Origin of the sequence: Rosistilla carotiformis, from assembly GCF_007753095.1 — a bacterium.
GTDB lineage: Bacteria > Planctomycetota > Planctomycetia > Pirellulales > Pirellulaceae > Rosistilla > Rosistilla carotiformis.
Window position 1 is genome coordinate 7,187,506 of record NZ_CP036348.1, and the last position, 26,048, is coordinate 7,213,553.

15 protein-coding genes are annotated in these 26,048 nt (G+C 58.9%); 10 read left to right on the forward strand and 5 right to left on the reverse strand.

Annotation, left to right across the window (positions count from 1 at the left end):
• Positions 1 to 114: 114 nt before the first annotated feature.
• A complete protein-coding gene (locus Poly24_RS27730; protein ID WP_145102360.1) occupies positions 115 to 1,452 on the forward strand; it encodes a methyl-accepting chemotaxis protein in 1,338 nt (445 codons plus the stop codon).
• 156 nt (positions 1,453 to 1,608) lie between these two features.
• On the opposite strand, the gene Poly24_RS25870 is transcribed toward Poly24_RS27730, so the two are convergent.
• Positions 1,609 to 3,465 (reverse strand): TolC family protein, encoded by a 1,857-nt coding sequence (locus Poly24_RS25870; protein WP_197452176.1) that lies wholly within the window; start codon positions 3,463 to 3,465, stop codon positions 1,609 to 1,611.
• An 899-nt stretch (positions 3,466 to 4,364) separates the two neighbouring features.
• On the opposite strand from Poly24_RS25870, the gene Poly24_RS25875 reads away from it, so the two are divergent.
• On the forward strand, positions 4,365 to 6,806 hold the full coding sequence (locus Poly24_RS25875) for an efflux RND transporter periplasmic adaptor subunit (protein ID WP_145102362.1): 2,442 nt from the start codon (positions 4,365 to 4,367) through the stop codon (positions 6,804 to 6,806).
• On the forward strand, positions 6,799 to 7,743 hold the full coding sequence (locus tag Poly24_RS25880; RefSeq protein WP_197452177.1) for an efflux RND transporter periplasmic adaptor subunit: 945 nt from the start codon (positions 6,799 to 6,801) through the stop codon (positions 7,741 to 7,743). The genes Poly24_RS25875 and Poly24_RS25880 overlap by 8 nt, the downstream gene beginning before the upstream one ends.
• A 62-nt stretch (positions 7,744 to 7,805) precedes the next feature.
• Here Poly24_RS25880 and Poly24_RS25885 read toward each other — a convergent pair whose 3' ends face one another.
• Genes Poly24_RS25885 through Poly24_RS25895 form a run of 3 tightly spaced genes read right to left on the reverse strand, consistent with a single transcriptional unit; the run spans position 7,806 to position 13,461 of the window.
• A complete protein-coding gene (locus tag Poly24_RS25885) occupies positions 7,806 to 8,954 on the reverse strand; it encodes a dienelactone hydrolase family protein (protein WP_197452178.1) in 1,149 nt (382 codons plus the stop codon).
• A gap of 8 nt (positions 8,955 to 8,962) precedes the next feature.
• Entirely contained in the window at positions 8,963 to 11,665 is a 2,703-nt protein-coding gene (locus Poly24_RS25890; protein ID WP_145102365.1) for an MGH1-like glycoside hydrolase domain-containing protein, read from the reverse strand.
• A complete protein-coding gene (locus Poly24_RS25895) occupies positions 11,662 to 13,461 on the reverse strand; it encodes a hypothetical protein (RefSeq protein WP_145102366.1) in 1,800 nt (599 codons plus the stop codon). Before Poly24_RS25895 ends, Poly24_RS25890 begins: the two co-directional genes overlap by 4 nt.
• Before the next feature lie 194 nt (positions 13,462 to 13,655).
• Between Poly24_RS25895 and Poly24_RS25900 the strand changes: the two genes are divergently transcribed.
• The 7 genes from Poly24_RS25900 (at position 13,656) to Poly24_RS25930 (ending at position 24,172) form a co-directional block, all read left to right on the forward strand.
• Positions 13,656 to 14,657, forward strand: coding sequence for a YdjY domain-containing protein (locus tag Poly24_RS25900; RefSeq protein WP_145102367.1), 1,002 nt, complete (start codon positions 13,656 to 13,658; stop codon positions 14,655 to 14,657).
• A complete protein-coding gene (locus tag Poly24_RS25905) occupies positions 14,657 to 15,001 on the forward strand; it encodes a hypothetical protein (protein ID WP_145102368.1) in 345 nt (114 codons plus the stop codon). Before Poly24_RS25900 ends, Poly24_RS25905 begins: the two co-directional genes overlap by 1 nt.
• Before the next feature lie 79 nt (positions 15,002 to 15,080).
• Entirely contained in the window at positions 15,081 to 15,938 is an 858-nt protein-coding gene (locus tag Poly24_RS25910; protein WP_145102369.1) for a DUF6159 family protein, read from the forward strand.
• Between the two features lie 374 nt (positions 15,939 to 16,312).
• Positions 16,313 to 18,835 (forward strand): DUF1549 domain-containing protein, encoded by a 2,523-nt coding sequence (locus Poly24_RS25915; RefSeq protein ID WP_145102370.1) that lies wholly within the window; start codon positions 16,313 to 16,315, stop codon positions 18,833 to 18,835.
• A gap of 146 nt (positions 18,836 to 18,981) precedes the next feature.
• Positions 18,982 to 21,333 carry a hypothetical protein gene (locus tag Poly24_RS25920; protein ID WP_145102371.1) on the forward strand — a complete coding sequence of 784 codons (2,352 nt, stop codon included), beginning with the start codon at positions 18,982 to 18,984 and terminating at the stop codon, positions 21,331 to 21,333.
• 55 nt (positions 21,334 to 21,388) lie between these two features.
• Complete coding sequence (locus Poly24_RS25925; protein WP_145102372.1) at positions 21,389 to 22,807, forward strand: DUF4832 domain-containing protein; 1,419 nt, start codon at positions 21,389 to 21,391, stop codon at positions 22,805 to 22,807.
• Positions 22,808 to 23,263: 456 nt separating this feature from the next.
• Entirely contained in the window at positions 23,264 to 24,172 is a 909-nt protein-coding gene (locus Poly24_RS25930) for a LysR family transcriptional regulator (RefSeq protein ID WP_145102373.1), read from the forward strand.
• A gap of 468 nt (positions 24,173 to 24,640) precedes the next feature.
• On the opposite strand, the gene Poly24_RS25935 is transcribed toward Poly24_RS25930, so the two are convergent.
• Complete coding sequence (locus Poly24_RS25935; protein ID WP_145102374.1) at positions 24,641 to 26,035, reverse strand: ABC transporter permease; 1,395 nt, start codon at positions 26,033 to 26,035, stop codon at positions 24,641 to 24,643.
• Positions 26,036 to 26,048 lie beyond the last annotated feature (13 nt).

Consider the following 26,048-nt stretch of genomic DNA (forward strand, 5'->3'; position numbering starts at 1 on the left):
CCCTTGCAGCTTGACACGACGCATTGCAAACCTAGGCTTCGGTATCAAGTGTTTCATCGGCAACAAACAGGTTCACCAACGTGAACTTGTCAAACCTACGCAGGGGCGAATCGTATGTGGAAAAATCGAATCTTCGCGTCACACGACGCGAATGACGTTAGCGTCGCAGTGCTCGACCAGGCACCGGAGGCCTTCAACAGCGAATCAGCAAACCACTCACAAATCTACAATGCGCTGAACTGCTCGCAAGCGATTATCGAGTTCGACCTGCAAGGGAAGATCCTTACGGCAAACCAAAATTTTTTGAGCTGTCTTGGCTATTCGCTCGACGAAATCCGTGGCCGACACCATCGCATTTTTGTCGACCCCCACTACGCTCAATCGCCCGAATACACAAGCTTCTGGAACTCGCTTGCCAATGGTGAATTCCAATCATCGGAATACCAACGCTTCGGAAAAAACCACAAAGAAGTTTGGATTCAAGCCACGTATAATCCGGTCCGCGACGAAGAGGGCAAAATCTATAAAGTGGTCAAATTCGCGGTCGATATCAGTGCCAAGAAGTTGGCCGCGATCGATGCGGTGAACAAGACACAAGCCTGTATCGAATTTCGTCCCGACGGATCGATCCTGACCGCGAACCAGAAATTCTGCGATGCGATGGGTTACTCGTTAGACGAGATTCGCGGGCACCACCACCGCATGTTCTGCGATCCCGAATGGACGAACAGCAGCGACTACATCGCCTTCTGGAATGCGCTAGCTCGTGGCCAGTTCCAACAAAACGAATACAAACGTATCGCCAAAGGGCACCGAGAAATCTGGTTGCAAGCCACCTACAATCCGGTCTTTGACGCAAAGGGCAATGTCGAAAAGGTTGTGAAATACGCGACCGACATCTCGCACCAGATAGAAACGAAACGGCAAGCCAGCGAAGTCGGCTCGTCCATCGCAGCCAGCGTCACCGAGATGGCTCAAGCGATCGACGAGATCTCTCAAAACATCGCTCAAACCGCCAGCTTGGCCCAAACGGCAACGACCGATGCCAACGCAGCAACCCAGCGTGTCGAGGAACTGAACTCTAACAGCAAATCGATCGGCAAAGTCGTCGGCGTGATCCAAGACTTGGCGGAGCAAACCAATCTGTTGGCACTGAACGCCACGATCGAAGCGGCACGTGCCGGGGAAGCAGGCCGTGGATTTGCAGTCGTCGCGACCGAAGTCAAGCAACTGGCCACACAAACGGCCAAAGCGACCAACAGCATCGAATCGAATGTTGCCGATATTCAATCGAATATCGAACAGGTCGTTCGTTCGATCAAAGGGATTGCCGATGGCGTCTCCGAAGTCAGCACGAACACGACCACCGCCGCGGCGGCTGTCGAAGAACAATCGGTGTTGATGTCGGGACTCAGCTCCACGGCCCAAAAACTGCTGTCGATGAGCCAATGAGCAGGCAAGCCGGAACCGCTGGCTCCTTCTTCGGAGCCGCAGGTTCCTGCCGCAACGCACTTCGCTCGGCCGGGACGTCTCTCCCCGACTGCGCGAAGTTTCGTCGTGGGCAATCCGATGCCAAGGCCCTTCCATCACGCGTCGACGAGCAACGCCTTACCGCGACAGCACCGTCGGAGCTTGCAGTGTCGCCTGGTGCTGCCAGCGACGTTTGACACCCGGCTGAATGACGGACCGATCGATGTCCGTCCGCAACTCCCCCTTGCCTCGCAACTGGGTCTTCAGCGCTTGCGGGATCGTGGGGACCGGCACAAATGCGTCCCCAGGAACTTCGCTGCTGTGGATCAACATCCCCTTCGCCCGCTGCAGATCGGCGAGTGCCCGCTGCTGATTGCCGACCGCCTGTAAATAGCTCTGCTGCGACGTGACCAGCCGAGCCAGTGCCTGGAAAAACTGCTCCAACAATAGACTCACCGACGCGTCCGCCTGTGGAATCACATCGCGACGCAACCTCAAATAATCCAATTCGGTTCGCCGAGCCTGAAGTGTTCGGCTGCGCAGATCCAACACGTCGGCCGAGGCGTTTAAGGTGCGGATCGATTCGGAAACATCCAGCCGAACTTGTTCGATCGTGTCTTCATATTCCAATTGCAATCGTCGCAGCGCCAGCTGTGTCTGCCGATTGGTCGCCCGCGCGGCGCGATTGCTCAGGAAGAATTCGAGATTAAAATTCGCTTCGATCGTTGGCGACGTCTCAAGCCCGTTCGCCTTGGCACCAAACAAATTCCGCTGCCCTTCGATTCCGTTCAGCGACGATTCCAACGACACCGTCAACCGTGGCAGCAACTGGTTCAAAGAAACATGATGTTGCACCGCCGCCTCGCTAATCGCCGCGATCCGTTCGTAGACCTCGCCGCGGTTCTGCAGTGCCGCCGACAATTCGGTCCGCGGCTCAAACAAGACGCTACCGATCAGTGGTGGATGGGTCGTGATGATCTCGACATGCTCCGGATCCAGTGCCGGATCATTGACCAATCGGAATAATTGATCTTGAGCGATCCGCACCTGAACCTCCGCATCCACCAGATCCGCCTTCGCCTCCAATAGCAGCGCCCGCGCCTGTTCGATCGTGTTCTCCTGAGCGTCGATCCGACGTCGCGACTCCAACTGCATCAGCGTTTCGTGAGCCCATCGGGTTAGGGCCAATTGGACATAATAGTTGCCGCGGTTTTCGAACAGCGTCCAGTACTGGTTCAGCACTTCCTGCAATCGGCTACTGATCAAAGCTACCGACTCGGCTTGCGATTGGTCGGCTTGATAACTGGCCACCAACGCCTGGCTCAACACCACATCGCGGCCACCGTCACGCAACAACTCTTGCGAATAGACAAGACTTAGCGCCGAAATCGCTTGGTCCGATGGTTGCAACCGCCCCGAATTGTCATCCAAAAAACGGATTGATTCACGGACTTCAATCTCCCCACCGGTCGTCGTCTGCTTTCGCATCCCGGCCTGAAATTGAAGATCATCTCCCCGAATAAGCGTCTGGCCGATGCCCGCTTGATTTAGTTGGTTCACCGGCGTGTTGTTGTGCAACAACCGGTTCTCGAAAAACGTGGCCCAATCGAACTGACCAAATTCCTGATCCACCACCTGCCGGTCTTCCACCGGTTGAATCCGCAGAATCTTGACAGTCTTTGAATTGAACAACGTCCGAGCCAAGAGATCATTGACCGACAACATCACCGCCGGCCGGTCGGTCAAGATCGAAGTCGTCTTTGCACTTTCGATGATCTGAGTGATCGAGAACCGCTGAGCATCAAAATTGGGGTCGGCCAGCATCGGGTCCCTTGCCAACGGAATCGGTGCCGCAGGCTGAAGCGCCGGAGCACTTAACTGAAGGGTCGTATCCATCGACAGCGAAAGCGGTACCGAACCTGCCGCTGGCGATTCGCCAACCAAATCTCGACTCATAACGGGCAACGCCACCGGTGCGACCAATCGCTGTGTCACGGGGAAATGCAGGGTCGAGATTTGCGGCGTCGCGCCGGTCCGCCCAGCCGATGGAGTTGTCGCTTCAGACCGGGCGTGATTCGGCTTTCGGTCAACAGTCGCCGACGACGGGCGCCCACTCGCCAACGGGGATCCCTGCGGCTCACGGACCACCGGCGGAGCCGATTCAACGCGCGACGAAGTGGCAGGAAGATTCGGCTGCGACAACGAAACAGACGCTCCCGACGCCAAAGGCTCCGCAGCATCCGACTCGCTTACCGCCGCAGCCTCCCCCCGGGGCACCTTCACCAATCCCGACTCGACGGTAAATCGATGATCCCTCTGCCGTGGTGCCCCCTTGTCGACGGTACGGGCTGGATTGTTGCGATACAGGCTACGAGGAGTAATCAGCGACTCGTCGATGCCTAAATCATCGCCCCAGGCAGCGGCGCAGCAGGCAACCAAGACGCAACACAGCGCAATGCTAGCGATTCGAACTGGTGGGCGGGGTGATTCCATCGCCTCGTCAAATGTGCGGAAAGCCTATCTATCGGGCAGCCTGCGCCGAATATAACGATTAGATCGGCCGTATCGATCTCTAGCAGCCAATCGAAATTGCTCGATTCTCAGCTCTGCCTCGCGGTGAGCAATCGAAAGGTAAATGCTGGCAAACACATGTCAAACTACCTATCTTTAAACATACCGACACGCGAACCTGTACGAACGCCAGGGGTAAACTAGACTTTTCGTAGTGTTCCATGCCGCAAGGCTGGGGATCTACCGCGATTTCGAACCCGACGCGACAGATTCGCTAACGAATGCTTGCAGCCCAAGCCAAACGATGTTGATCGAGCGAGCTGCGCGACGCGGTCGCATCGCGAGCCCAAGACGCACGAATCCCATCCTGACCTGCGAAACCGATGTCCGCTGAAACCCCAACGCAATCCGATCTTCGAGCTGACTTGCCGCGGCTGCTGAGGGCGATCGCCGCAGCACCGGCACAGCCCGCCGATCCGTTGGCATCGCTCGCCCAGAGGCTGCCCGAACTTTGCAACGCGAGCGGTGCATCGGCCGGAATCCTCTGGAGTCCCGATGGCGGCGGGTTCCGCTGGCAAGCCAGCCATGGCATCGAACTGGCCGATGCCGCCCCCGACTCCGATTTCACCGCTGACATCGTCGCCAACGCCGAACAAGTCTGCGAAACGGGCCGCGCCGATATCTTTGTCACTCCCGAATCGTCCCAAGCATTCGACCATCCCGACGCTGTCGACGACGACGCAATCCGCGAACTCGTCCTGTTCCATCGCCAACTCGTCTTTCCAATCCGCCGCGACAAGCAAACGCTAGCAGTCGCCGAACTGTTTCAACCCAACGCGCTTCCCGAATCAAGCCACTGGACCTTGGCGGACCTGCAACAAGTGCAGGCCGAACTCGAACGCTCGATCGCGCCGACGCATCGGGACACGGAACCCTCCCCAAGGATTCCTGACGCCACCGCACCGCTAGCTGTGATCGCGGCGAAGGCAATTCAAGGAAACCATTCGACCGACGAACCAAGCTCACCCGACGACGAGACGGACCAAGAGATCGTTTCGGAGCACCGCGCTGCGACGGCGGATATCGCCGCGGTCTCCAAAAACGTCGCTGTCCCCGTCACGGACATCCAAGTTGATCCCATTGCAACTCCGCTTCCCCCGGTGCAGCCCGCAGGTCTCAAATCGCATGCGGCGTCTCCAGAACCTAATCAAACCGAACACGCTATCGTAGAAGTCGCCACGCCAGCCCCCATCACCAGCGTTGTGCAGTCGCCTGAATTGCAGGCTCGAGCGATGCGAGTTGCGGAGGTTGTCGGCCGCAATCTACACGAGACCGAAGTCGCCTTTGACGTCGTCAACGAATTGCACGCCTTCTTTGGCGAGGGTCGAATCAGCCTGGCGATCTTCCGCGGGCAGAGTTGTGTTGTGCGGGCGATCAGCAATCAACAGGTCTTCGACCGGCGCAGCGAATCGGTCATTGCGATCCAACGGCTCGCCACGCGATCGGCCACGGCACGCCTGGCGATCTGGTCTCCCGAGCAAGCCTCCGACATGGCTCCCGAACTGACCCGATTGCTGGACATTTACTACGAAGCGACCGATGCGCAATCGGTCGCCTTCGTCCCGCTGATTCAAAAACGCGAACCCTCCAACGATCCCAACGACCTCGCCGCGATCGTTCGCGATCGCGATGCGAATCTCGGCGACGTCGTGGGTGTCCTTGCGATCGAGGGGCTGCAGCGACCGCTGTGCCGCGACGAGATCCTGCCGATGTGGCAAGCGATCGAACTGCCCGTCGTCAACGCGGTCGCGAACGCCCGCCGCCACAACAGCCTGTTCCTGATGCCGGTCTGGAAAGAACTGGGGCACTTCACCAACCTGTTCCGCGGACACCACCGCAACAAAGCGATCGGAATCACGCTGCTGCTGGCCGCGATCATCGCCGCCCTCAGCCTCGTCCCGGCCGACTTCAAATTGCGATGCGAAGGGATCGTGCAACCGACACAGCGAAGCAAGGTCTACGCACAGACCGAAGGCGTGGTCGATCAACTACTGGTCAGCGACGGCCAATGGGTCCAACAGGGCCAAGTTCTTTTGACTCTCTCCAACCCCGCCTTATCGGCCGAGATCGCCGACGTCGAAGGCAAGCTCCGCGAGACACGGCAGAAGCTGAAAACATGCCGCTTGCAGCGACTGCTGGGCGACTTCAAAGACGACGAACAACGGCAGACCAACGTCCGCCAATGCGCCGGTTTTGAAGCGAGTCTCGGCAAGATCCAAGACCAATACGACCTTCTGCTCGAAAAGCAGGCTCAATTGCAAATCACAAGCCCCGCCGACGGCCAGATCGTCACCTGGGACATGCCGCAACGCCTGACCGCGCGTCCGGTTCAACCGGGGCAAAAATTGTTAACGATCGCCGATCCGAAAGGCCCCTGGGAATTGGAACTGAAGCTGGCCGATAAGCGCAGCGGATACCTTCGCGATGTGATCGACAAACAACCGCCGCCCCACGGGGACACCAACGACCAGGCCCCAGACGACGCTAGCGGATTAAAGACATCGTATGTGCTCGCCTCGCATCCAACCCTGGTCCGCGAAGGGACGATTCGTGAGATCGCCCGCAGCGCCGACGTTGACGAAGACCAAGGGAACATCATCCGAGTCTATGTCGACATTGGTAAACAGCCCACCGATTCCGAAATCCGCACCCGTCCAGGCACCGAAGTCATCGCTCACATTCACGCTGGCCGTGGCTCGATCGGCTACTGCAAACTTTACGAATTCTTCGACTGGGCCAAGAGAACCTGGTTCAAATATGTCTGATCTCATAAAACCCATCTTCCCGCTTCACGTCCTGTTCACGATCGCACTTTTCGGCGGTTCGATCTGTCGCGGCCAGGATCGCTCGCAACCAACGAGCATCGAAACCGATTGTCTCTTGATGATCCTCGACCAAGTCGATTTGGCGGCCGAACGCGACGGGCTGCTGACCACGCTGCATGCGCGGACCGGCGAAGACGTCGCCGCAGGACAGTTGCTATTTCAACTGCGGGATGTGGAATCGAAGGCGCGTTTGGAAGTTGCAAAAGCGGAGCTAGATCAAGCGACCGTCAAAGCGGAGAACCACTGGAATATCCGGGCTGCCGAAATCGAACTGGCGAAGAACACAAAAGAGACCGAACTGCTCGATGAAGTCGGTCGCACGCCCTATCTGGAACGCTACCGTGCGGCCAGCAACAAGGACCGTAGCGCGGCAGAGCTGAAAATCGCGGAGGCTGCACAGCGCGAGGAGTCCTACGCTCGACAGGTTGCCGAAGCTGAACTGTCGGTGGCGGAGATCGATCTGAAAGAACGTGAAAGCGTCTCCCCGTTCGCGGGTACGATTGTCAAACAGTTCCGATTCCAATCGGAATGGTGTCGCCAAGGCGATCCCGTGGTGCGGATCCTGCGAATGGATCGCTTGACGGTCCAAGCGATTGTGAACCTGCGAGACATCGCACCTCATCAGATCATCGGCATGAAAGCGGCCGCGACATTTCAGATCGCCGGCGAAAAACCGATCGTGATGGACAATCTCACGATCACGCGATGCAGTCCGGAAGTCGATCTGGACGGCAACTACCTTGTCTGGACCGTAACCGACAACCGCAAGCTCCCCGCCGCCAACGGCCAGCCCCAATGGCTCCTCCGTCCCGGCATCAGCGGCTCGCTAAAGATCGCCCGCGCCGCAAACATACTAGCACGAAACGCAAGCGAGTGACCTCGAACTCAGCGTGCTGGTGCGGTGAAATTCACTCGCTTGCACTTCGTGCTGGTATGAAATCAAGGGTCAGTCGCTGTAGCAGCAGGGGAAACGAGGTGCGTCTGCGTCGCTTCAGCAGGTTTCAGATGCGTGTCCATCCATCCGTAGATCAATTGCCGCGATTCGTGCGCCACCGAATGCTTGCGGCCGTGAACGTAGAAGCCGAGGTTCTCCGGCACCCCATTGAGTTCGTAGACATCCATGATTTTCATCAGCATCAACAGCCGCTGTTTCTGCGTTGGAGTATGGCCGTCGTTTAAACCGGAGACGTCCAGAAACGCCCGCGGAGCGATCAAGGCGATGATCTCGTGGAAGTCGATAGGCGGCAGCTCCCCTTTCAGCAGCCCCTCCCGAATCGGCTTGAAATAGATGTACCAACGGTTGCGTCCCCAGCCTTCCACGTTGGGATTGTGCCGAAAGAAAGACGCTCCACAATTGCACGCGGAGGCTTGAATGCGATCGTCGTAAGCAGCCAGGAAAAAGGTGCCGTGGCCTCCCAACGAATGCCCCAGCGCTCCGATCCGCTGGGCATCGACCTGCGGTAGACTCTGCAAGACGTCGATGGCAATCGAATGCTCGTACGTGAATTTCCCGACCGCCGTCCACTGGGGATGCTTCTCGTAAAAAGCGGCGGTGTCATAAGGGCCCGCGGCCGGCGTCCGCTCTCCCGAGACGAAGTGCTCCGGCGCGATCACGACATAACCGCGACGGCACAGATGATCGAGATAGGCCTTGTCGGGGTTGTCGATCAGTCCCGCCGCCCGCTTGCTGCCGTGCTGGTACGTCCCGTGCAGCGCCACGATCGCGGGAGCCTTGCCGTCGAGCTCCAGCGGCGTTCCCAGATAGGCGTGGGCCCGCTCGTCCGCTTCGACGGCATAACTGATCCACTGCCGGCGATACAAACCGTCGACGACCACATCTTCGTGAACGATCAAATCCAGCGGCGGCTTTTCCGGTTTGTGCTGGTCCCCCAACAAATCCAGATACCGCTGCTTCAGAACCGCGCGACGCGCGATCCAGTCTTCTTTCGTCGCGATCCCCTCGGTCAGATCGTCCCAAGACGAACGGATCTCGGGGACCTCCATCAACTCGGGCTGCACCCGATTCTGAGCGTCTGCAAACGCTGGCACCAACAGGATCGCAAGGATCATCGGAACAGATTTCATCATCCAATTGCCTATTTCTTTTGCGTGCGCTGCGACGACGATCGGGCCTGATGATCCAACAGGGTCGCGACCAACGAAGTCCATCCGGTTTGATGACTCGCCCCCAGGCCGCGGCCGTTGTCGCCATGAAAGTACTCGTAGAACAGGACCAGATCGTTCCATGCGGGATCCTCGGCATAACGCGTTTCGCCGCCGTGGATCGGGCGATGCCCCTCGTCGTCGGCTTTGAACAACGTCGTCAACCGCCGCTCCAGTTCTTCGGCGATCTCAAGCAACGTCATCAGTTGCCCCGATCCGGTCGGACATTCCATCTGAACCGTATCACCGCAGAATTGGTAATAGGTTCGCAGCGATTCGATAATCAAGAAGTTCAACGGCATCCAAACCGGACCGCGCCAGTTGCTGTTGCCACCAAACATCCATGAATCGCTTTCGCCTGGCACGTACGCAACTTCGTTGCGGACACCGTGTAACTCAAACACAAACGGATCTTCGCGGTGGGCCGCCGAGAGCGAACGGATTCCGTACGGCGACAGGAACTCCGATTCATCCAACATCACCGACAGCAACCGTCGCAAACGATCCTCCGACGGAATCGCCAGCAATCGATGGCAAGGCTGTTGGCTGTTGGGATCCTTCCGTTCCGCATACGTCATCCGATCGCGGAGATCCGGCTTGGAATCCAAGAACCACTTCATCCGCTTGTTAAATCCGGGAAGGCGGTTGATCACAGCTTCATCCAAAATCACCGGGGTCAACAGCGGAATCAGCCCCACGATCGAACGGATCCGCATCGGCGTGCCGTGATCTTTGATGTAAAGATGGTCGTAATAGAAGCCGTCCTGATCGTCCCACAGACCGTCGCCATCCATCGAGTTCATCGCCTCGGCGATCGCGACGTAGTGCTCCAGGAACTTGCTGGCCATGTCGCCGTAAGCGGGATTGTTGTCGGCCAGTTCCAACGCCATACGCAGCATCGTGCCGCAATAAAACGCCATCCATCCGGTCCCGTCCGCCTGCTCCATGTAGCCGCCATCGGGCAATGGTTTGCTGCGGTCGAAGACTCCGATGTTATCCAAACCCAAGAAGCCGCCGGAGAAGACGTTCCGCCCGCGAGGGTCTTTGCGATTGACCCACCAAGTGAAATTCAACAGCAGCTTTTGAAAGGTCCGCGCCAAAAACAGCCGATCGCGATTGCCGGGTTCTCCCGTCGCTTCATAGACACTCCAACATGCCCAAGCGTGGACCGGCGGGTTGACGTCGGAGAAGGTCCATTCGTACGCGGGGATCTGGCCGTTGGGGTGCATGTACCATTCCCGCAAGAACAGGATCAGCTGCTCTTTGGCGAAATGCGGATCCAACCGCGCCATCGGGATCATGTGGAATGCGCTGTCCCAAGCCGCAAACCACGGATACTCCCATTTGTCGGGCATGCTCAAAACGTCGCGGTTAAACAGATGCCGCCAGTCTTTGTTGCGAATGTTCAGTCGCGACGCGGGCGCAGGCGGTCCGTTGGGATCGCCGTTGAGCCAAGTGTCGACGACGAAGTGATAGAACTGCTTCGTCCACAGCAGCCCGGCGTAGGCCTGCCGCGAGATGTTCCGCTCTTCGGGGCTCAGCGATTTTGCGATCACGTTGTCGTAATAGCTGTCCGCCTCCGACGCCCGTTCTTCAAAGCTGGCGTCGAATGTTTCGCCAAACCAATCGCCGCTTGGAATGTCCTGGTTGCCCGCCAGTCGAAACTGCAACTGAACCTGTTCGCCCGGCTTCATCCGCAGCAGATAATAGGGAGCCGCTTTGGTGCCATGCCGCTTGGGGTTCACCGCTTTGGTATCCCCTTCGATCACGTACTGATGAAACGCATCCTTATAGTATTCGCTCTCGCAGGGCAGGTCGGGATGCCGGTCGGCGTTGGTTTCGTTGTCGGTAAACAGCCACGTGGGGTCTTCGCCTTGAGGCCCTGTGTCGGCGGCAAACTGAAACGCACCAAGCGTCTCGTGTCGCGAGACGATTCGCCCGTCATCGTTCAACGATAGATGAGGCCGCGCGGTGCAGCCTTCGTGGGTGCAGTGCCAGGTCCAAGTGTTGCGGAACCACAACTGAGGCACGACGTGCAAGACGGCGGCGTCCGGCCCTCGATTGGTGATTAGCACGCGGATCAGGATGTCGTCCGGAGCCTGCTTGGCGTAGCGGACATCGACATCGAAGTAGCGATCTTCGTCGAAGACTCCCGTATCCGACAGTTCGTATTCCAGTTCGTTGCGACTGCGTCCCTGATTGACCGCGGCAAGATCTTCGTACGGGTACCGCGCCTGCGGATATTTGTACAAGCCACGCATGTACGAATGGGTCGGCGTGCTGTCCAGGTAATAATAACATTCCTTGACATCTTCGCCGTGATTCCCCTCGGGACCGGTCAGCCCAAACAGCCGCTCTTTGAGAATCGGATCGCGGCCGTTCCACAAGCCCAGGGCAAAGCAGAGTCGCCCCTGGCGATCGGTGATCCCCATCAAGCCGTCTTCGCCCCAGCGATAGGCGCGGCTGCGGGCGTGGTCGTGCGGAAAGTATTGCCAGCTATCGCCGCTTTCGGAATAGTCCTCGCGAACCGTCCCCCACTGACGCTCCGAAAGATAAGGCCCCCAACGCTGCCAGTTTCCCGTCCGCTCGTTGCTGGCTAACAAACGCTGTTGTTCGGCCGTGATCGACTTGTTCATGCATTCCCATCCTGTGAATCCGACGCATTTTCGACGGTGATTAAATCTTCCAACGATCCATCGCTTGGATCGAACCGGCCGCAATAGAAATCGGCAGCCAAATGTTTTCCGCAGAAGGTATAAGCCTTGTGCTCGCTGAGCGACCGGAACACGATCCATTGCTCCGATCCAAATTGAACGCGCGACGCGACCGCTTCGTTCGCCTTGGCGATCACCAACCGCGACGCCACCGTCAGATTCCGCCACGTCCGCGGGCGATCGAAACGACGGCGTTCTAGATCGATCCAGACCGGAACGTACAGCCGCTTTTCGCCGCGGCCGCTGACCGTCAAACGCCCCTCGGCGACCTCCATCTTCCCCGGGCTGCGACCGACTCGCCATTCCGACAATCCGATCGGTAGGACCATCGCCCGCGGCTTGTTATCGTGCAGCACCACCTCGCGCGTCTCCGCGTCGGCAGCCGCCTGCATCGTCGCCGCCAGCGGGACGCTGGAACGGTAGAAGATCTCGCTGTCATCGGGAGACAACACGGTATCGGCCAACAGCACCGCCCCATCCTCGCGGACGACCATCAATTGTCGCTGCAGCGTCACGCCATGCGTCCAACACTGTTCCATCTCGATGTAGTGGACGTCGTCATCGCTATGCCAACAGACCTCTTCCCAGTCGCCGCGCGGTTGGCAATCCTGGCCATCGATTTGAATCGTCGCTTCCCAAGCCCCTTCCAAAATCATCCGCTTGCCGGCGGACAGTTCGATCCGCGGCGCGGGCTGCGAATAAAAATCGGCGACGATCCATCCGTGATGTCGGAACCACGAAGGACGCATCGAAACCAAGCCGGCCGAATCGCAATACATTCCACTCTCGGGCAGTTCGATTTCGGTCGTCAGTTTATTCTTCAACGCCTTGTCGGCTGTGCGGCAAGCGAAATCGTAAGCCATCCGCAGCCCCGGATCCTTTAACAATCGCGTCGCCGTATCCAACAGATCGCTCGACAGCTTGGTCTCCATCGGCTGCAAACACAACGAACCGTCCCAGCGGACCAAATGCGACTGCCAAGCCGCCATCTCGTTCAATTCGCCCAGCTGCTCGTTGGCCGGTTTGTGCTTAAATCCGACGCGGGCGATCTGCATCGATCGCAGCGCCGACGCCAACGCTTTCGGCAACCGCTGAGCTCCGCCCGACAACAGCTCCTGCAAGCGATCGTCTTCGCATTCCAAGTACTCGCAATAAACGCTCCAGCTCGACTCGGCTAAACGAACCGAGGTCTGAAAGTTCTTCAGCCCCCAAGCCAACACCAACCCCAGCTCAGCCGCCAAGATCACTCGACGCGAACTTTCGACTGGCAGGTCGGTGAGTGCCGCTTGCCGAGCCGACTTCAAAACGCCCAAAACCTCCCACCACTGCGCCTCGCCCAACGTGTCGGCTAACAATGGCAGAACGTAGGCCCAGGTCAACAGATCCGATTCGGTTGGCGCGCTGCCGGAGAGCGCCGCCGCTGCGGCGGACCAATCAAAATCGGCAGGCTTCGCGGCGTCCTCGTTCCCTTTGGCCGCAGCGACCAGGACAGCCGCGGCATCAGCCAATGCAGTGTCGCCGTCGGCGTTGCCAGCGGAGGGCGGCAGCTCGAAAAACATCTCCCAAACCGGATCGGCCTTCAATTTGCGACGGCTGGTCTGCCGCCGGGTCAACTGGACGATCAATTCACCCCAAGCGTTTTCGCTGTCCATCAGATAGTCCTCGCTCGCATCGATTGGGGATGATTCGGTTCGTTGTGTCAATGTTGTAGTCGTCATGGTGGATACGATGCTAAGATACTTGCTGCCGACCTGTGGAGCCAATTTGCCCTACGGCCGGGGACTGTCGATGCCTATTCTTTCTGATCCAACCAGCGATGCAATGCCTGTTGGGCCGAAGATCGCTGTTCGCTGCGATTCTTCATCGCCATCGACATTTGCATTTTTGCTCACCCACGCGAGAAGGATATCCGATGCTTGCCAACCTAATTCAACTGCGACACGGCAACCGAAAGAGCGCTGCGCAGGTGCCTCGCTCGTTGGTCTGTTTGTTGTTGACGCTCGCGAGCCTCGGATCGGCGATCGCTCAGCCCGCCGACACCAGCAAACCGATTGCCGACCTGCCAGCCAGCGAAGATCCCGACCGACCGCAACGGCCGTCGACACCCGAGGAGAGCGAGAGTCCAACGATCAAAGGAGTGATCGCCGCTTTTGACGCCCCTAAAGGTGCAACGCGGTTGGCGCCCGACGCCCGACTGTGGATCGACAAACCAAACCGCCGGGTGATCGTCGACGGATACGTCGCCGTTCGAGAGGGGTTGTTGGAGATGTTCGCCTGCCCGGCGGGGACTAAAGAACACGAATCGGCGATCGCTGTGCTGGCTCGCAGCCAATATGTCCACGCGGCCTTGCTGGCCGTGGGAGCGACCCCCGGCCGGCCGGTTCAGTTCCAACCCAAGTTCTCGCCCCCCACCGGTGATCGGATCGCGATCTGGGTGCTGTGGCGCGACAAGGAGGGCAAACGCCATCGAGCCAAGGCGCAAGAATGGATCTGCAAAACCGGAACGAAAGAGAAACTGAACACCGATTTCGTCTTCGCTGGCAGCCAGTGGTGGACCGACCCACGCAGCGGACGCGACTTTTATTCAGCCGACGACGGCGATCTCGTTTGCGTTTCGAACTTCGCTTCGGCAACGCTGGACGTTCCGATCGAGAGCAGCAAAGACGCGGAGTACCTGGAATTCAGCGCGTGCACCGAAAACATGCCACCGCGTGGGACGCCGATCCGGATGGTGATGATCCCCGTCTCTCCGGCACTAAACGCGAAACCAGCGGACAAAGATAACGCGGCCGAAGCGAAGCCGGCAGACAAACCGGCGGCCGATGCGAAACTCGATGCCGACTTGGACAGCCTGGGCCCCAAAGATTCGCCCGCCACCCAACCCACAACTCCCGACGCCGGGAGCGATTCTTAATGGATGACCTCTCCTCCGAATCGGTGAATCTGCAACCCTGGCTGTTGCTCTCCGACGCCGGTCCGGCCTGCTGGCAGATGCAGGACGATCGGATCGCACTGGCGATGTTCACCGACCAAGCCAAAGCTGAACAGTACGCAAACGATGCTCAACTGCAGAACTCACAATGCCTGCAACCGAGCCCAATCGACCTGGTTCGCACGATGGCGATGTGTGTCGAAGGAGCGATCGAAGTCGCGGTCTTGGATCCCGATCAGAAGTCCGCTCGCCGCGTCTTCGATCTCCCCGTGATCCTCAAGAAGGTCCGCGACGATCTCCGCGCCGGCAAACCGCTGACGTGGTAAACAAACGATTTGACGTCCATGAACTGCCGCTGAAGCGGCAGACGACGAACACAACAAAACAAACAACCGAGGCAGGACGATGTTCGAGCGATTAAGTAACGGGTATGCACTGGCCAAACAAAGCCTGGGCGTACTGCAACGCGACAAGCAACTGATCATCTTCCCGCTGCTCAGCGGAATCAGCTGCATGCTGGTGATGATCTCTTTCGCCATCCCCTTGGTGATGACCGGCGCGGTGGAAAACGCCATCGAACAGGGGCAGGAAGCGGGCGACCCGATGCAGAACCCGCTCTACCTGGCGGTTCTGTTTGCCTTCTACTTCGTCAACTACTTCGTGATCGTCTTCTTCAACTCCGCCTTGATCGCATGCGCGGTGAAAAGCTTCTACGGCGAGCGACCGACGCTATCGGACGGCATCTCCGCCGCGATGTCTCGACTGCCCCAGATCGCCGGTTGGGCATTGCTTAGCGCCACCGTCGGCGTGATCCTGCGAGTGATCGAGAGTCGCAGCGAGAAGGTCGGGGCGATCGTTTCGGGATTGTTAGGGATGGCCTGGGCGGCGGCCAGCTTCTTTGTCGTCCCGGTACTGGTGATCGAGAAAGCCGGCCCGTTCGAAGCCCTCAAGCGATCGGCAACGATCCTGAAAAGCACCTGGGGCGAATCGCTGGGAGCCAAGGGAGGAATCGGATTCTTCGGATTCCTCGCCTCGCTCCCTTGCATCGCCTTGATCGTTGGCGGCGGCTTCCTGACCGCTTCGATCGGAGCAGCGGGAATCGCCGTGATCGTCTTGGGAGTGATCGGATTGCTGCTGGTTTCGCTGATCTCCAGCGCGATGTCGGCGATCGTGCAAGCCGCTATCTATATGTATGGCTCCAGCGGCGACGCCCCCGGCGGCTTCGAAGCCAACAACCTCCGCGGCGTCTTCGCAAAAGCCTAAGTCCTTCGCACCCAACGCGTTACGCCCCAATCGTTTAACCGCGTGCCCAACGGGCCGCGCGTCCAATCTCAGCAAACGCACTCGGCCTCGTAGTGGACGAGGCTACGAGTCCTTCGCCGAATTTACTAGCGTTCGACGAGAGAGAGAAGGGACTCGTGACCTCGTCCACTACGGCAGACGTGCTGCACGAAATTGCTAGCGTCAAAGCGGCTGGCGGAAAACCACCGAAATCGCTCGAAAGACTTGATATCTGCCGCTGGTTGGCGGATAATCATCCCTCCGACTGCCAGTAAATGCCCTCCTTCAGCGGTTTCCTGCCCCTCGCCCCACCTTGAATGCAGTAGACCGCGTCACCTCGATTTGGATTTCGAGTCATGCGTGCGACGTGCTGCCTGCTTGCGTTGTTGTCACTTCCCCTAGTTGGGTCTCTTTACGCGGCGAGTCCAGCCACGTCGGAGTCGACCTCCGCTGCGGTGGAACCGCCGGGCATGGGAGCTCCAGGAAAATTGCAATCGATCGAGATCGTCACCGGACGCGAGGTCGATGGCATCATCACCCTCCGCGGCCGCGACATCGCACAACAATGCGTGGTGCTGGGGCATTACGAATCGGGGCAGATCCGCGACGTGACGCGCGATGTTCAGTGGCAGCCGCAGCCGGCGGGAATCGTCGACGTTTCGGAGACCGGATACATCAGCACGCTGGCCGAAGGAGACTGCACCGTCACCGCGGCCATTTTGGGAGCCGACGACGCGACGCAGCAAACCGCCAAGATCGCCATCCGCGTAGAAAACTTGATCAACGACGTCCCGATCAACTTCCCCGATCAAATCACGCCGATCTTCACCAAGTTCGGCTGCAACGGCGGCGGATGCCACGGCAAAAGCGGCGGTCAAAACGGCTTCCGCATGTCGCTGTTGGGATTTGAACCGCAGGAAGATTACGAATGGCTAGTCGCCGAAGGACGCAACCGCCGCGTCTTCCCGACCTCTCCCGATCACAGCCTATTGCTGCAGAAAGCATCGGGCGGCGTCCCTCACGGTGGCGGATCGCTGGTCGCAACCGACAGTCCTTCCTACCGCGTGATGCGTCGCTGGATCGCTCAAGGCATGCCCTACGGAAGCCCCGACGATCCCGTGGTTGTCGGAATCGATGTGCTGCCGTTGGAGATGACGATGCAGCGTGGCAGCGCTCAACAATTGACAGTCGTCGCCCGCTACAGCGATGGCTCGACGCAGGATGTCACGCGAACCACCGCGTTCGAATCGAACGACACGTCGATGGCAGAAGTCGACGACGCGGGACTCGTATCGGTCGACAAACTGAGTGGTTCGGTTGCGGTGATGGCGCGCTACCAAGGTCACGTTGGCGTGTTCCGCGCGTCGATCCCCCTGGGGTTGGAAGTGCCAGCGCCCGAATCGCTCAGCAATCCGATCGATGGCTGGGTTTTCGAAAACTTGCAGGAACTGGGGCTTCCCCCATCGCCAACCTGTGACGACGTAACGTTCCTCCGACGCGCGACGATCGATATCGTCGGTCGCCTGCCGTCGATCGAAGAGACCCGCGAGTTCATCGACGACACCGATCCAGAGCGTCGCGAAAAACTGATCGATCGCCTGCTGGCATCCCCCGATTACGCATCGCACTTCGCGACCAAGTGGTCGGCGATTCTGCGGAACAAGCGAAACGCAGCAACCGATCGCGAGTCGACGTTTGCCTTCTACCGCTGGTTGCACGAAGCCTTCGACAACAACGTCCCCTACGACCAATGGGTCCGCGGCCTGCTGACCGCATCGGGTTCTCCCGATCGCAACGCGGCGGTCGGCTGGTACCGCGAAGTCAAAGACCCCGAATCGTTGACCGAAGATACAGCTCAACTATTCATGGGGCTGCGACTGCAGTGCGCCCGCTGCCACCACCATCCGTTTGAAGTCTGGAGTCAGCAAGATTATTACGGGCTGACCGCCTTCTTCTCGCGCGTCGGTCGCAAGACGGGCGACACGCCGGGTGAGCTGTTGGTCGTGCATCGTCCCGGCAACGCGACGGCGACCAACCCGAAAAACAAGCAAGCCGTTCCGCCGACCAGCCTTGGCAACGAACCGCTAACCGTCGACGCCTGGGACGATCCTCGGACCGAACTGGCCGATTGGTTGACCAATCCCGACAACCCCTTCTTCGCCCGCGCGATCGTCAATCGCTACTGGAAGCATTACTTCGGCCGCGGCTTGGTCGATCCCGAAGACGACATGCGAGTCACCAACCCGGCCAGCAATCCAAAACTGCTGGACGGCCTGGCCCAGTGGTTCGTCGATTCGGGATACGATCTGAAGGCCCTCACGCATCTGATCTGCACCTCCCAAACCTATCAACGCTCCAGCGAACCAAACGACTGGAACGCCGACGACAAGTTGAACTTCTCGCGTTTCTATCCACGCCGCTTGGCCGCCGAAACTTTGCTTTCGGCGATCGACACGGTGACCGAGGTCCCGACGCAGTTCGCCGGTATGCCCGCCGGAACCAGCCCTTACGAGCTGCCCGACAACGGATTTAACTCCTACTTCCTGTCGGTCTTTGGCCGCCCCGCTGGAAGCAGTGCCTGCGAATGCGAACGGAGCGGCGAGTCGAACCTGGCCCAGTGCTTGCACTTGATCAACAGTAAAGAAGTGCAGTCCAAGCTGACGGGGGCCGGTGGTCGCATCGCGCGTCTGGCGGCTGAGAAATCGGCCGACGACGCCCTTGTCGAAGAACTCTACCTGGCGGCGTTGTCGCGTAAGCCAATTGAAACCGAAGCGAAAGCGGCGACCGATTACCTGGCCAGCAAACCCGACCGCCGACTTGCGATCGAAGATCTGGTCTGGGCGATCATCAACACCAAAGAGTTTTTGTTCAACCACTGATCGCTCTCCGCGACGCGGGCGACTGCAAAACGTTGCGGTCGCCCGCCCGAAGGGTTCCCGCCCAACCATTGATCGCGACGGTGCTATCGACACCTGAAGTTCCCTCTCTCCCAAGATCGCAAACGCTTCGGCAAGGCCATCCCACCATGCGAACTCTCCTAACCCTTGCGCTGTTGCTGACCACGGCGAGCTTGTCGACGCAGGTCTCCGCCCAATACCCGATCGGGCATCTGCGAGCGATTCAGCCGCCAGTCATTCAAGTCGACCAACCGACCAAAGTCCGCTTGGTCGGCAGCGATCTTATCGATATCGATCGTCTGTGGTTCTCCGATCCGGCGATCACCGCGGCACTGCAAACCCGCCCGGGCAAGGCCTTTGCGGCGGAAGCGACCGAGCCCGATTACGGTCACTTTGAAGTCACCGCCAAAGCGAAGCCGGGCGTTTACGAAGTCCGCGCCGACGGTTTTCACGGCAGCAGCAATCCGCTTCGGTTGATCGTCACCGACCTACCCGTCGTGACGATGCCAGCCGACACCAGCACTCTGGAAAAAGCGGCCGTCGCGACGCTGCCATGCTGGGTTACCGGAACGGTTCGCGCCAGCGGATTCGCTTACATCGCGATCCAACTCGATTCCAAAGACCCGATCGTGATCGAAGCCGCTGCTGGCAGCATCGACTCCGCGTCGGAACTGGAGATCGAAGTCCTCGACGAATCGGGACGGCGACTGGTGCGAGCGGCAACCGACCCGACTCGCGAAGATCCAGTGGTGCTGTTCACCCCGCCGGCTCCGGGCAAATACTACCTGGCCATCGCCGACCATCTGTTTGCCGGCGGCGACAACGCCTTCTTTGCGATCAAACTGCATCGCGGCCCGGTTGTCCGTTGGGTGCAACCGATCGCGGCCAAAGCGAACACCGAAACAACGATCACGCTGACAGGACTGGGGCTCGAAGAACCCACGGGCAAAGTTGGCCCATGGCAGACGTCGCAGCGGACGATCACCGCTCCTGAATCGGCAGCCGCCACTCCGCCCGTCGCTCGACCAACCACCGCAACCATGGATCGATTCCTCGACGACACGCTGCGAGTCGACGGGCACAGCATCGCGCTGACCGACGTCGATGTGAACGTCGAACAGGAACCGAACGATTCGCATCCACAAGCGATGCCGATCGCGATCGACAGCGAAGTCTCAGGGATCTTTGGGGCGGGACGCGATGCCGATTGGTATCGCTTCGACGCGAAGAAGGACCAAACGGTGAAGGTCGATCTGTTCGCCAGTCGGCTTGGGCAGACCTGCGATCCGGTGCTGGGCATCTTCCGCGTCGACACCGCTGCAGACGGAAAGCAGAACGCGGTGCAGGTCCAGTTTTTCGATGACCATCCGGCCCGCGACAAAGAGCGAACCAATCCATATCATCGCTCCAGCGTCGATCCTTCGGGAGCGTTTAAAGCCGATCGCGATGGTCCGTTTTACATTCGCGTGGGCGATCAATTCAGTGCCGCCAACGACGGCCCACCGATCCAATATCGCTTGACGCTGCGGACGCCGCGGCCCCAGTTCCGCGCCTACGCGCTGGTCAAACAACTGCGGATCGACAACGCCAACCATTACCCTTCGAATGCTTTGGCGGTTCGCAAGGGAGAAACGATTCCGTTGGTTGTGGAAGTCGATCGCGAAGATTTCGCGGGCGAGATCCAGGTCGCAGCCGCTGGACTTCCCGACGGCATCATCGCCCGGCCATCGATCATCTCCGCTGGCGAAAACGCGACGACGCTGCTGTTGTCGGCTGCCGAGCACGCTGCGTTTGAAGCGACGCCGATCACCGTCACGGCGACCGCCACGATGGGAGATACGGAATTTCAAACGACAGCGATCCCGGTCGTCTGCGTTGGTCCAAGCGCCAACGTCACGACAACCGCAGCCGCGGCGCGGACGACATCGACGCTGATGCTTTCCCTGGCCGGCGATTCGTCGCACGCATCGATCGACCTGACGCATCCCGAAGCGACGCCGCAGGTGAAGCCGGAAGAGACGCACACGGTGAAGTGCAACGTCACGCGGCGGATGGACTTTAAGACGCCGCTGAAGTTCAAAGCGATCGGGCTGGCCGCCAACTGGAAGGTTCCCGAGATCACGATCGATGAAAAAACAGCGACTGCCGATTATGCGATCCCCGTTCCCAAAGATGCCAAGCCGGGCGTTTACGATTTCTATTTGCAATCCGACGCGGCGGTCAGCGTGATCCCCAACCAACCGGCTCATGCCCGAGCTGTCGCGTACCGCAAGCACCTCGACTCTGTCGAACAGGCGACCAAAACGGAGCGCACTGCGGAGCAGGATCCCGAAAAACAGAAGGCTCTCGATGCGACGCTGACGCAGATCACCGCTGCCAAAGCGGCTGCGGACAAAGAGATCGCCGCCTTGGCAAAACCTGCGGCGCGCAAGACACTGGTACAATCGCAACCGTATCGAATCGAAGTCGTTGCGAAGTAGGAGGGCAACCAGGGGCGACTGCGGCACATCGCGCTGCCACCACCGGAGATTCCACGTGACCAGAACTCGCCCGTTTGCAAGCCTCCCATTTTCGATCGCCTTGCTTTTACTGGCCGCTTTCGCATCGCCAGCCATTGCCCAGCCGAACGCGGCGTGGCGATTCACGCCCGCCGATTTCAGCTACTCCCCGGGCCCTGCCGACAATCCGCTCAAAGGCTTGGTTCCCTACCAGGATCCGCCGGCGGATCGGTTTCCGTACAGCATGGAGTTCAATTATCTGCCGCTTGCCAAGCTGGTGACCGGGCCGGGGCAATACGATTGGCAACCGATGGATGCGATGCTCGAAGACATCGCGTCGCGCGGCCGGCAGACCGTGGTCCGTGTCTTCTTGGAATACCCGGGCAGGAAAAACCTGATCCCACAATTTCTGATCGACGGCGGATTGAAGGTTCATTATTACATGAACACCAACACCGCGCCGCATCCACCGGCCGCGATCGAGACTCCCGACTACGAAGATCCCAACCTGCGGAAAACGATGACCGATTTCATCGCCGCCTGGGGCGCACGCTACGACGGCGATCCTCGCCTGGCCTACATCACCGCAGGGCTGTTGGGGACGTGGGGCGAATGGCACACCTATCCGAAGACCGAACTGTGGGCCAGCAAGCAGGTGCAGCGTGAGATCTTGGATGCCTATGTCGCCGCGTTCCCAAAGACGCCGGTTCTGCTGCGTTATCCCGCCGGCCCCGATGACGAACTCTACTACGACAGCACCACCTATCCCTTCGGATACCACGACGATTCGTTCGCTCATTCGACACTCCCCACCGGGCGGAAGCAAGACGATTGGTACTTCTGGCCCAAGATGTTGCACGCTGGTTTGTCGCAGCGTTGGCAGACCGCGCCGATCGGAGGCGAGATTCGGCCGGAGGTCTGGGGCTGCTGTTTCGACAAAGAACCTTGCACCGCCGCGTCGCAGAGTTTCGATGAGTGCCGCGACGTAACGCACGCGACTTGGATGATGGACACGGGGTTGAGTCGCAAGAAAGCCGATGCGGATCGTTATCGGCGGGCGATCGAGGCGGTTCAGAAAATGGGCTACGACCTGCAAGTTGTCGATGCGGCGGCGAAGCGTCAGCCCGACGGATCGGTCAAGGTTCAAGTGACGGTCGAAAACCGCGGGATCGCTCCGTTTTATCACCATGGCTGGACCGCCCGTTTGCAGATCGCCAGCGATCAAAAGTTGATTGGGGAACTGGCGACCGATTGGTCGCCACGCATGATCCAACCGGGAGCGCGGAAGACGTTCGAACAAACGCTCGATCCGACAAAGCTGCCCGCCGGCCAGCACCAACTGCGATTGCAGATCCCCAACCCGATGCCCTCAGGCAAACCACTCCGCTTCGCCAACCAAGCTGTCGATTCCCACAGCGGCGCGCTGACGCTCGGCACCTTCGCGGTTGCGGGCTGAGTCGCAGGACGCTCGACCTTATTTTGTTAACTTAGAGGGGAAGGTTGGCAGATTGATGGGGGCAGAATGATATGCATTCGACACCGCACATTCTGCCTCAATCATTCTGCCTCAATCATTCTGCCTCCATCATTCTGCCTCCATCATTCTGCCTCCATCATTCTGCCTCCATCATTCTGCCTCCATCATTCTGCCTCCATCATTCTGCCTCCATCATTCTGCCTCAATCATTCTGCCTCAATCATTCTGCCTCAATCATTCTGCCTCAATCATTCTGCCTCAATCATTCTGCCTCAATCATTCTGCCTCAATCATTCTGCCTCAATCATTCTGCCTCAATCATTCTGCCTCAATCATTCTGCCTCAATCATTCTGCCTCAATCATTCTGCCTCAATCATTCTGCCCCCGTTACTTCTACCAACATCATTCCGCCAACCTTTGGCAATGAGGTCACTTTGGAACTCGATCAGCTACGCAATTTCTTGAGAGTCGCCGAGTTTGGCAACTTCACCCGCGCTGCCGATGCGATTGGACTCTCTCAACCGGCGCTCAGTCGTTCGATCGCGCGGCTCGAAGAGGAACTGGGGCAGCCGGTTTTTGAACGCCAACCGCGGCTGATCGCGCTGACCGACGCGGGGCACATCCTGCACGATAGGGCTCGCCAGATCTTAGCGTTGGTCGACGACGTCCATCGCGAGATCACCGACGATGGCGAGACCGGGACGATCCGGCTGGCAGGCATCCCGACGATCGTCCCCTATTTCCTGCCGCCGCTGCTGCGTGAATTCGGCCAAGCCTGTCCCGAGGCGACGGTTCGCGTGCAGGAGGATACGACCGAGGTCCTACTGAAACAACTGGCCGATGGCGAGACCGACCTCGCGATCCTCGCTCGCCCGCTGGAAGCGAAGCATCTGGAATTCGAAGACCTGTTCGAAGAGGAACTGCTGTTGGTGATGTCGCCACAACATCCGCTGCGCGATCAGTCCGAGATCCACTTGGATGACCTCGACGCGATGCCCTTTGTACTGTTGGGCGAAGCGCACTGCTTGACGCGAAACATCGTGCAATTCTGCCAACAGAAGTCGATGCAACCGGTCTCGGTCGAACGGACCAGCCAACTGGCATCGGTCCAGGAACTGGTCACCCTAGGACACGGGATCAGCTTGATCCCCGCGATGGCTCGGGCATTGGACGCTTCGGATCGGCGGATCTACCGATCGCTCGCCGGCAACCAACCGACGCGTCAGATCGTGATGGCCTGGAATCCCTACCGGTTCCAGAGCAAGCTAGTGCTCCGATTCCAAGAGTGCCTGCGGTCGTTCGTGCAGAACCATCCGCCGGCGGCTGAGCAACGCGAGGACTAGATTGAGTGGGCCCCTCGGCCAACAAAAAAAGTGCATTCGCCAATCGACGAATGCACTCAGTATGAGGTTTAGAGATGTAATAAGTGGACCTGCTGCCAAAGCCATCTCCGAGCTTTCGATTTCCCAAGGTTTGAGAAAACCACTCAGCTGCTGTCCGGAAGGAATATTAACGCCCATCCGAACCTTTGTCTACTTCAACACGTACACATCGAGCAATTTTCCAGAAACGCAGATTTTGTGCGGGTTTCAAACGTTATTTGCCCGCCGGATTGATCGCCATAGAAGCGTAATATCCCAGTCCAACGGGATCGCAGACCACTTAAGGTTTTCCTCAAGCGTGTTTCGTTCAACGAAAAATAGTTGCAACTTTTTCCGCCCGACACTTCCAATAGTCCTGCCAAACGCCGCGCCGAGCCGGTTTTCAGCCGCGACTCGGCCCGCTAGCAAAACCGGTCTGATTCCTCGCGTTTAAGACGCCAGAGCGCGGCTGACGTCGGTTCGATAGGCGACCAGTGCGGGGACAAAGCCGGCGATTGCGGCGAGTCCCAGGACCAGCGGCAGGACGTACAGTTCAGCTGATGTGGTGCTGAAGAAGTTGACGGGGACGCCGGTTCGATCTTCGATCGTGCCGCTAGCCAGAGCGATCGCGCCGTGCGCGGCGATCCAGCCCAACAGCCCGCCCAAGACGGCGATCATGCCACTCTCCAACAGGATGATCCACATCACGGTTCCTCGCCGAGCTCCCAACGCCCGCATCACCGCGATGTCGCGGCGGCGGTCGTTCATCGAGTTGTAGATGCTGACAAGGATTCCGACGCCGGCGACGATGCAGGTGATCGCGGTGATCAGCAGCAGGACGTAACGGATCGGATCGACGAACTGTTCCATCAGTTTGGAAATCTCGCCGATCGGCGTCGCAGCTTGAGCTTGCAGGCCTTCGTTGATCACGTTTTGCAACATCATCGCAAACATCGTCTGCGACGGACGCAGCAGGATCGCGGTGACTTCACGTTGGTCCAACGGCAGCGGAGTGTTGGGAACCGCAGCCTCTTCGCCGGCGACGACAACTTCCTCTTCGACTTCCGCTTCTTCCTCTTCGTCGCCATGTTCGCTCGGCTTGGCGTGGCCTTCCATCAAATAGAAGCCTTCCATGTTCACAAACGTCGCCCGGTCGTTGGGCGTGCCGGTCGGTTTCAGGACGCCCACGATCTTGAATCCGAGGTCGTGCCCCTTGCCATCGGGATCGCCGTGGGTTGGGTTGAACGTGTCGCCGACTTTGATGTTCATCGTCGAAGCGACGCGCGATCCAACAACCGCTTCGAAGAAGCCGTTCTCTTCGCTGTGCGTTTGGAAGTTTCGCCCCTCGCGAAATTCATAAGGCTGGTCGACGTCGGGGCCGTGCTTCAGATTATCGAGGAACGCAGGCGTTGTTCCGACGACGCGGTATTCGCCAAAGTAGTCACCAAGGCAGACGGGGATCACGAGTCCGCCGGAGTCGCTGCCGGTGTAGAGCGAGAACTTGCCGGGGCGATCGGGTTCGTCCAAGTGACCGCCATAAGCCGCCAGTTGCCGCTCCCGCTCCTCCTGCCCAAAGAACTCCAAATAATAGTCGTAAGGCAGGTTTTCGACGGGTTGGCTGAGGTAGTAGACCGTGTTCAGAGTCAGCTGCAGCGGGCTCCCTTTCGCCCCGACCACCAGGTTGTAGCCAACGGTTGCGTTGCGTTGAAAGGCGTCCGAAACGATGCCGTGAATCGACAGCACCAGCACGACCAAGCCGACTCCAAGAGCCAACGAGATCGTGGTCAGCAGAGTCGACAGTCCGCGTTGTTGGGCGTTTCGCCAGGCGATCTTAAAGAGGTTCATAGTGTTTGCAATT

What these genes read in the sequence shown, in the direction of transcription:
- Poly24_RS25895 (WP_145102366.1), bottom strand. Translation starts at nt 13,461, where the DNA reads ATGACGACTACAACATTGACACAACGAACCGAATCATCCCCAATCGAT.
- Poly24_RS25885 (WP_197452178.1), bottom strand. Translation starts at nt 8,954, where the DNA reads ATGATGAAATCTGTTCCGATGATCCTTGCGATCCTGTTGGTGCCAGCG.
- Poly24_RS27730 (WP_145102360.1), top strand. Translation starts at nt 115, where the DNA reads ATGTGGAAAAATCGAATCTTCGCGTCACACGACGCGAATGACGTTAGC.
- Poly24_RS25875 (WP_145102362.1), top strand. Translation starts at nt 4,365, where the DNA reads ATGTCCGCTGAAACCCCAACGCAATCCGATCTTCGAGCTGACTTGCCG.
- Poly24_RS25935 (WP_145102374.1), bottom strand. Translation starts at nt 26,035, where the DNA reads ATGAACCTCTTTAAGATCGCCTGGCGAAACGCCCAACAACGCGGACTG.
- Poly24_RS25905 (WP_145102368.1), top strand. Translation starts at nt 14,657, where the DNA reads ATGGATGACCTCTCCTCCGAATCGGTGAATCTGCAACCCTGGCTGTTG.
- Poly24_RS25880 (WP_197452177.1), top strand. Translation starts at nt 6,799, where the DNA reads ATGTCTGATCTCATAAAACCCATCTTCCCGCTTCACGTCCTGTTCACG.
- Poly24_RS25890 (WP_145102365.1), bottom strand. Translation starts at nt 11,665, where the DNA reads ATGAACAAGTCGATCACGGCCGAACAACAGCGTTTGTTAGCCAGCAAC.
- Poly24_RS25915 (WP_145102370.1), top strand. Translation starts at nt 16,313, where the DNA reads ATGCGTGCGACGTGCTGCCTGCTTGCGTTGTTGTCACTTCCCCTAGTT.
- Poly24_RS25910 (WP_145102369.1), top strand. Translation starts at nt 15,081, where the DNA reads ATGTTCGAGCGATTAAGTAACGGGTATGCACTGGCCAAACAAAGCCTG.
- Poly24_RS25900 (WP_145102367.1), top strand. Translation starts at nt 13,656, where the DNA reads ATGCTTGCCAACCTAATTCAACTGCGACACGGCAACCGAAAGAGCGCT.
- Poly24_RS25920 (WP_145102371.1), top strand. Translation starts at nt 18,982, where the DNA reads ATGCGAACTCTCCTAACCCTTGCGCTGTTGCTGACCACGGCGAGCTTG.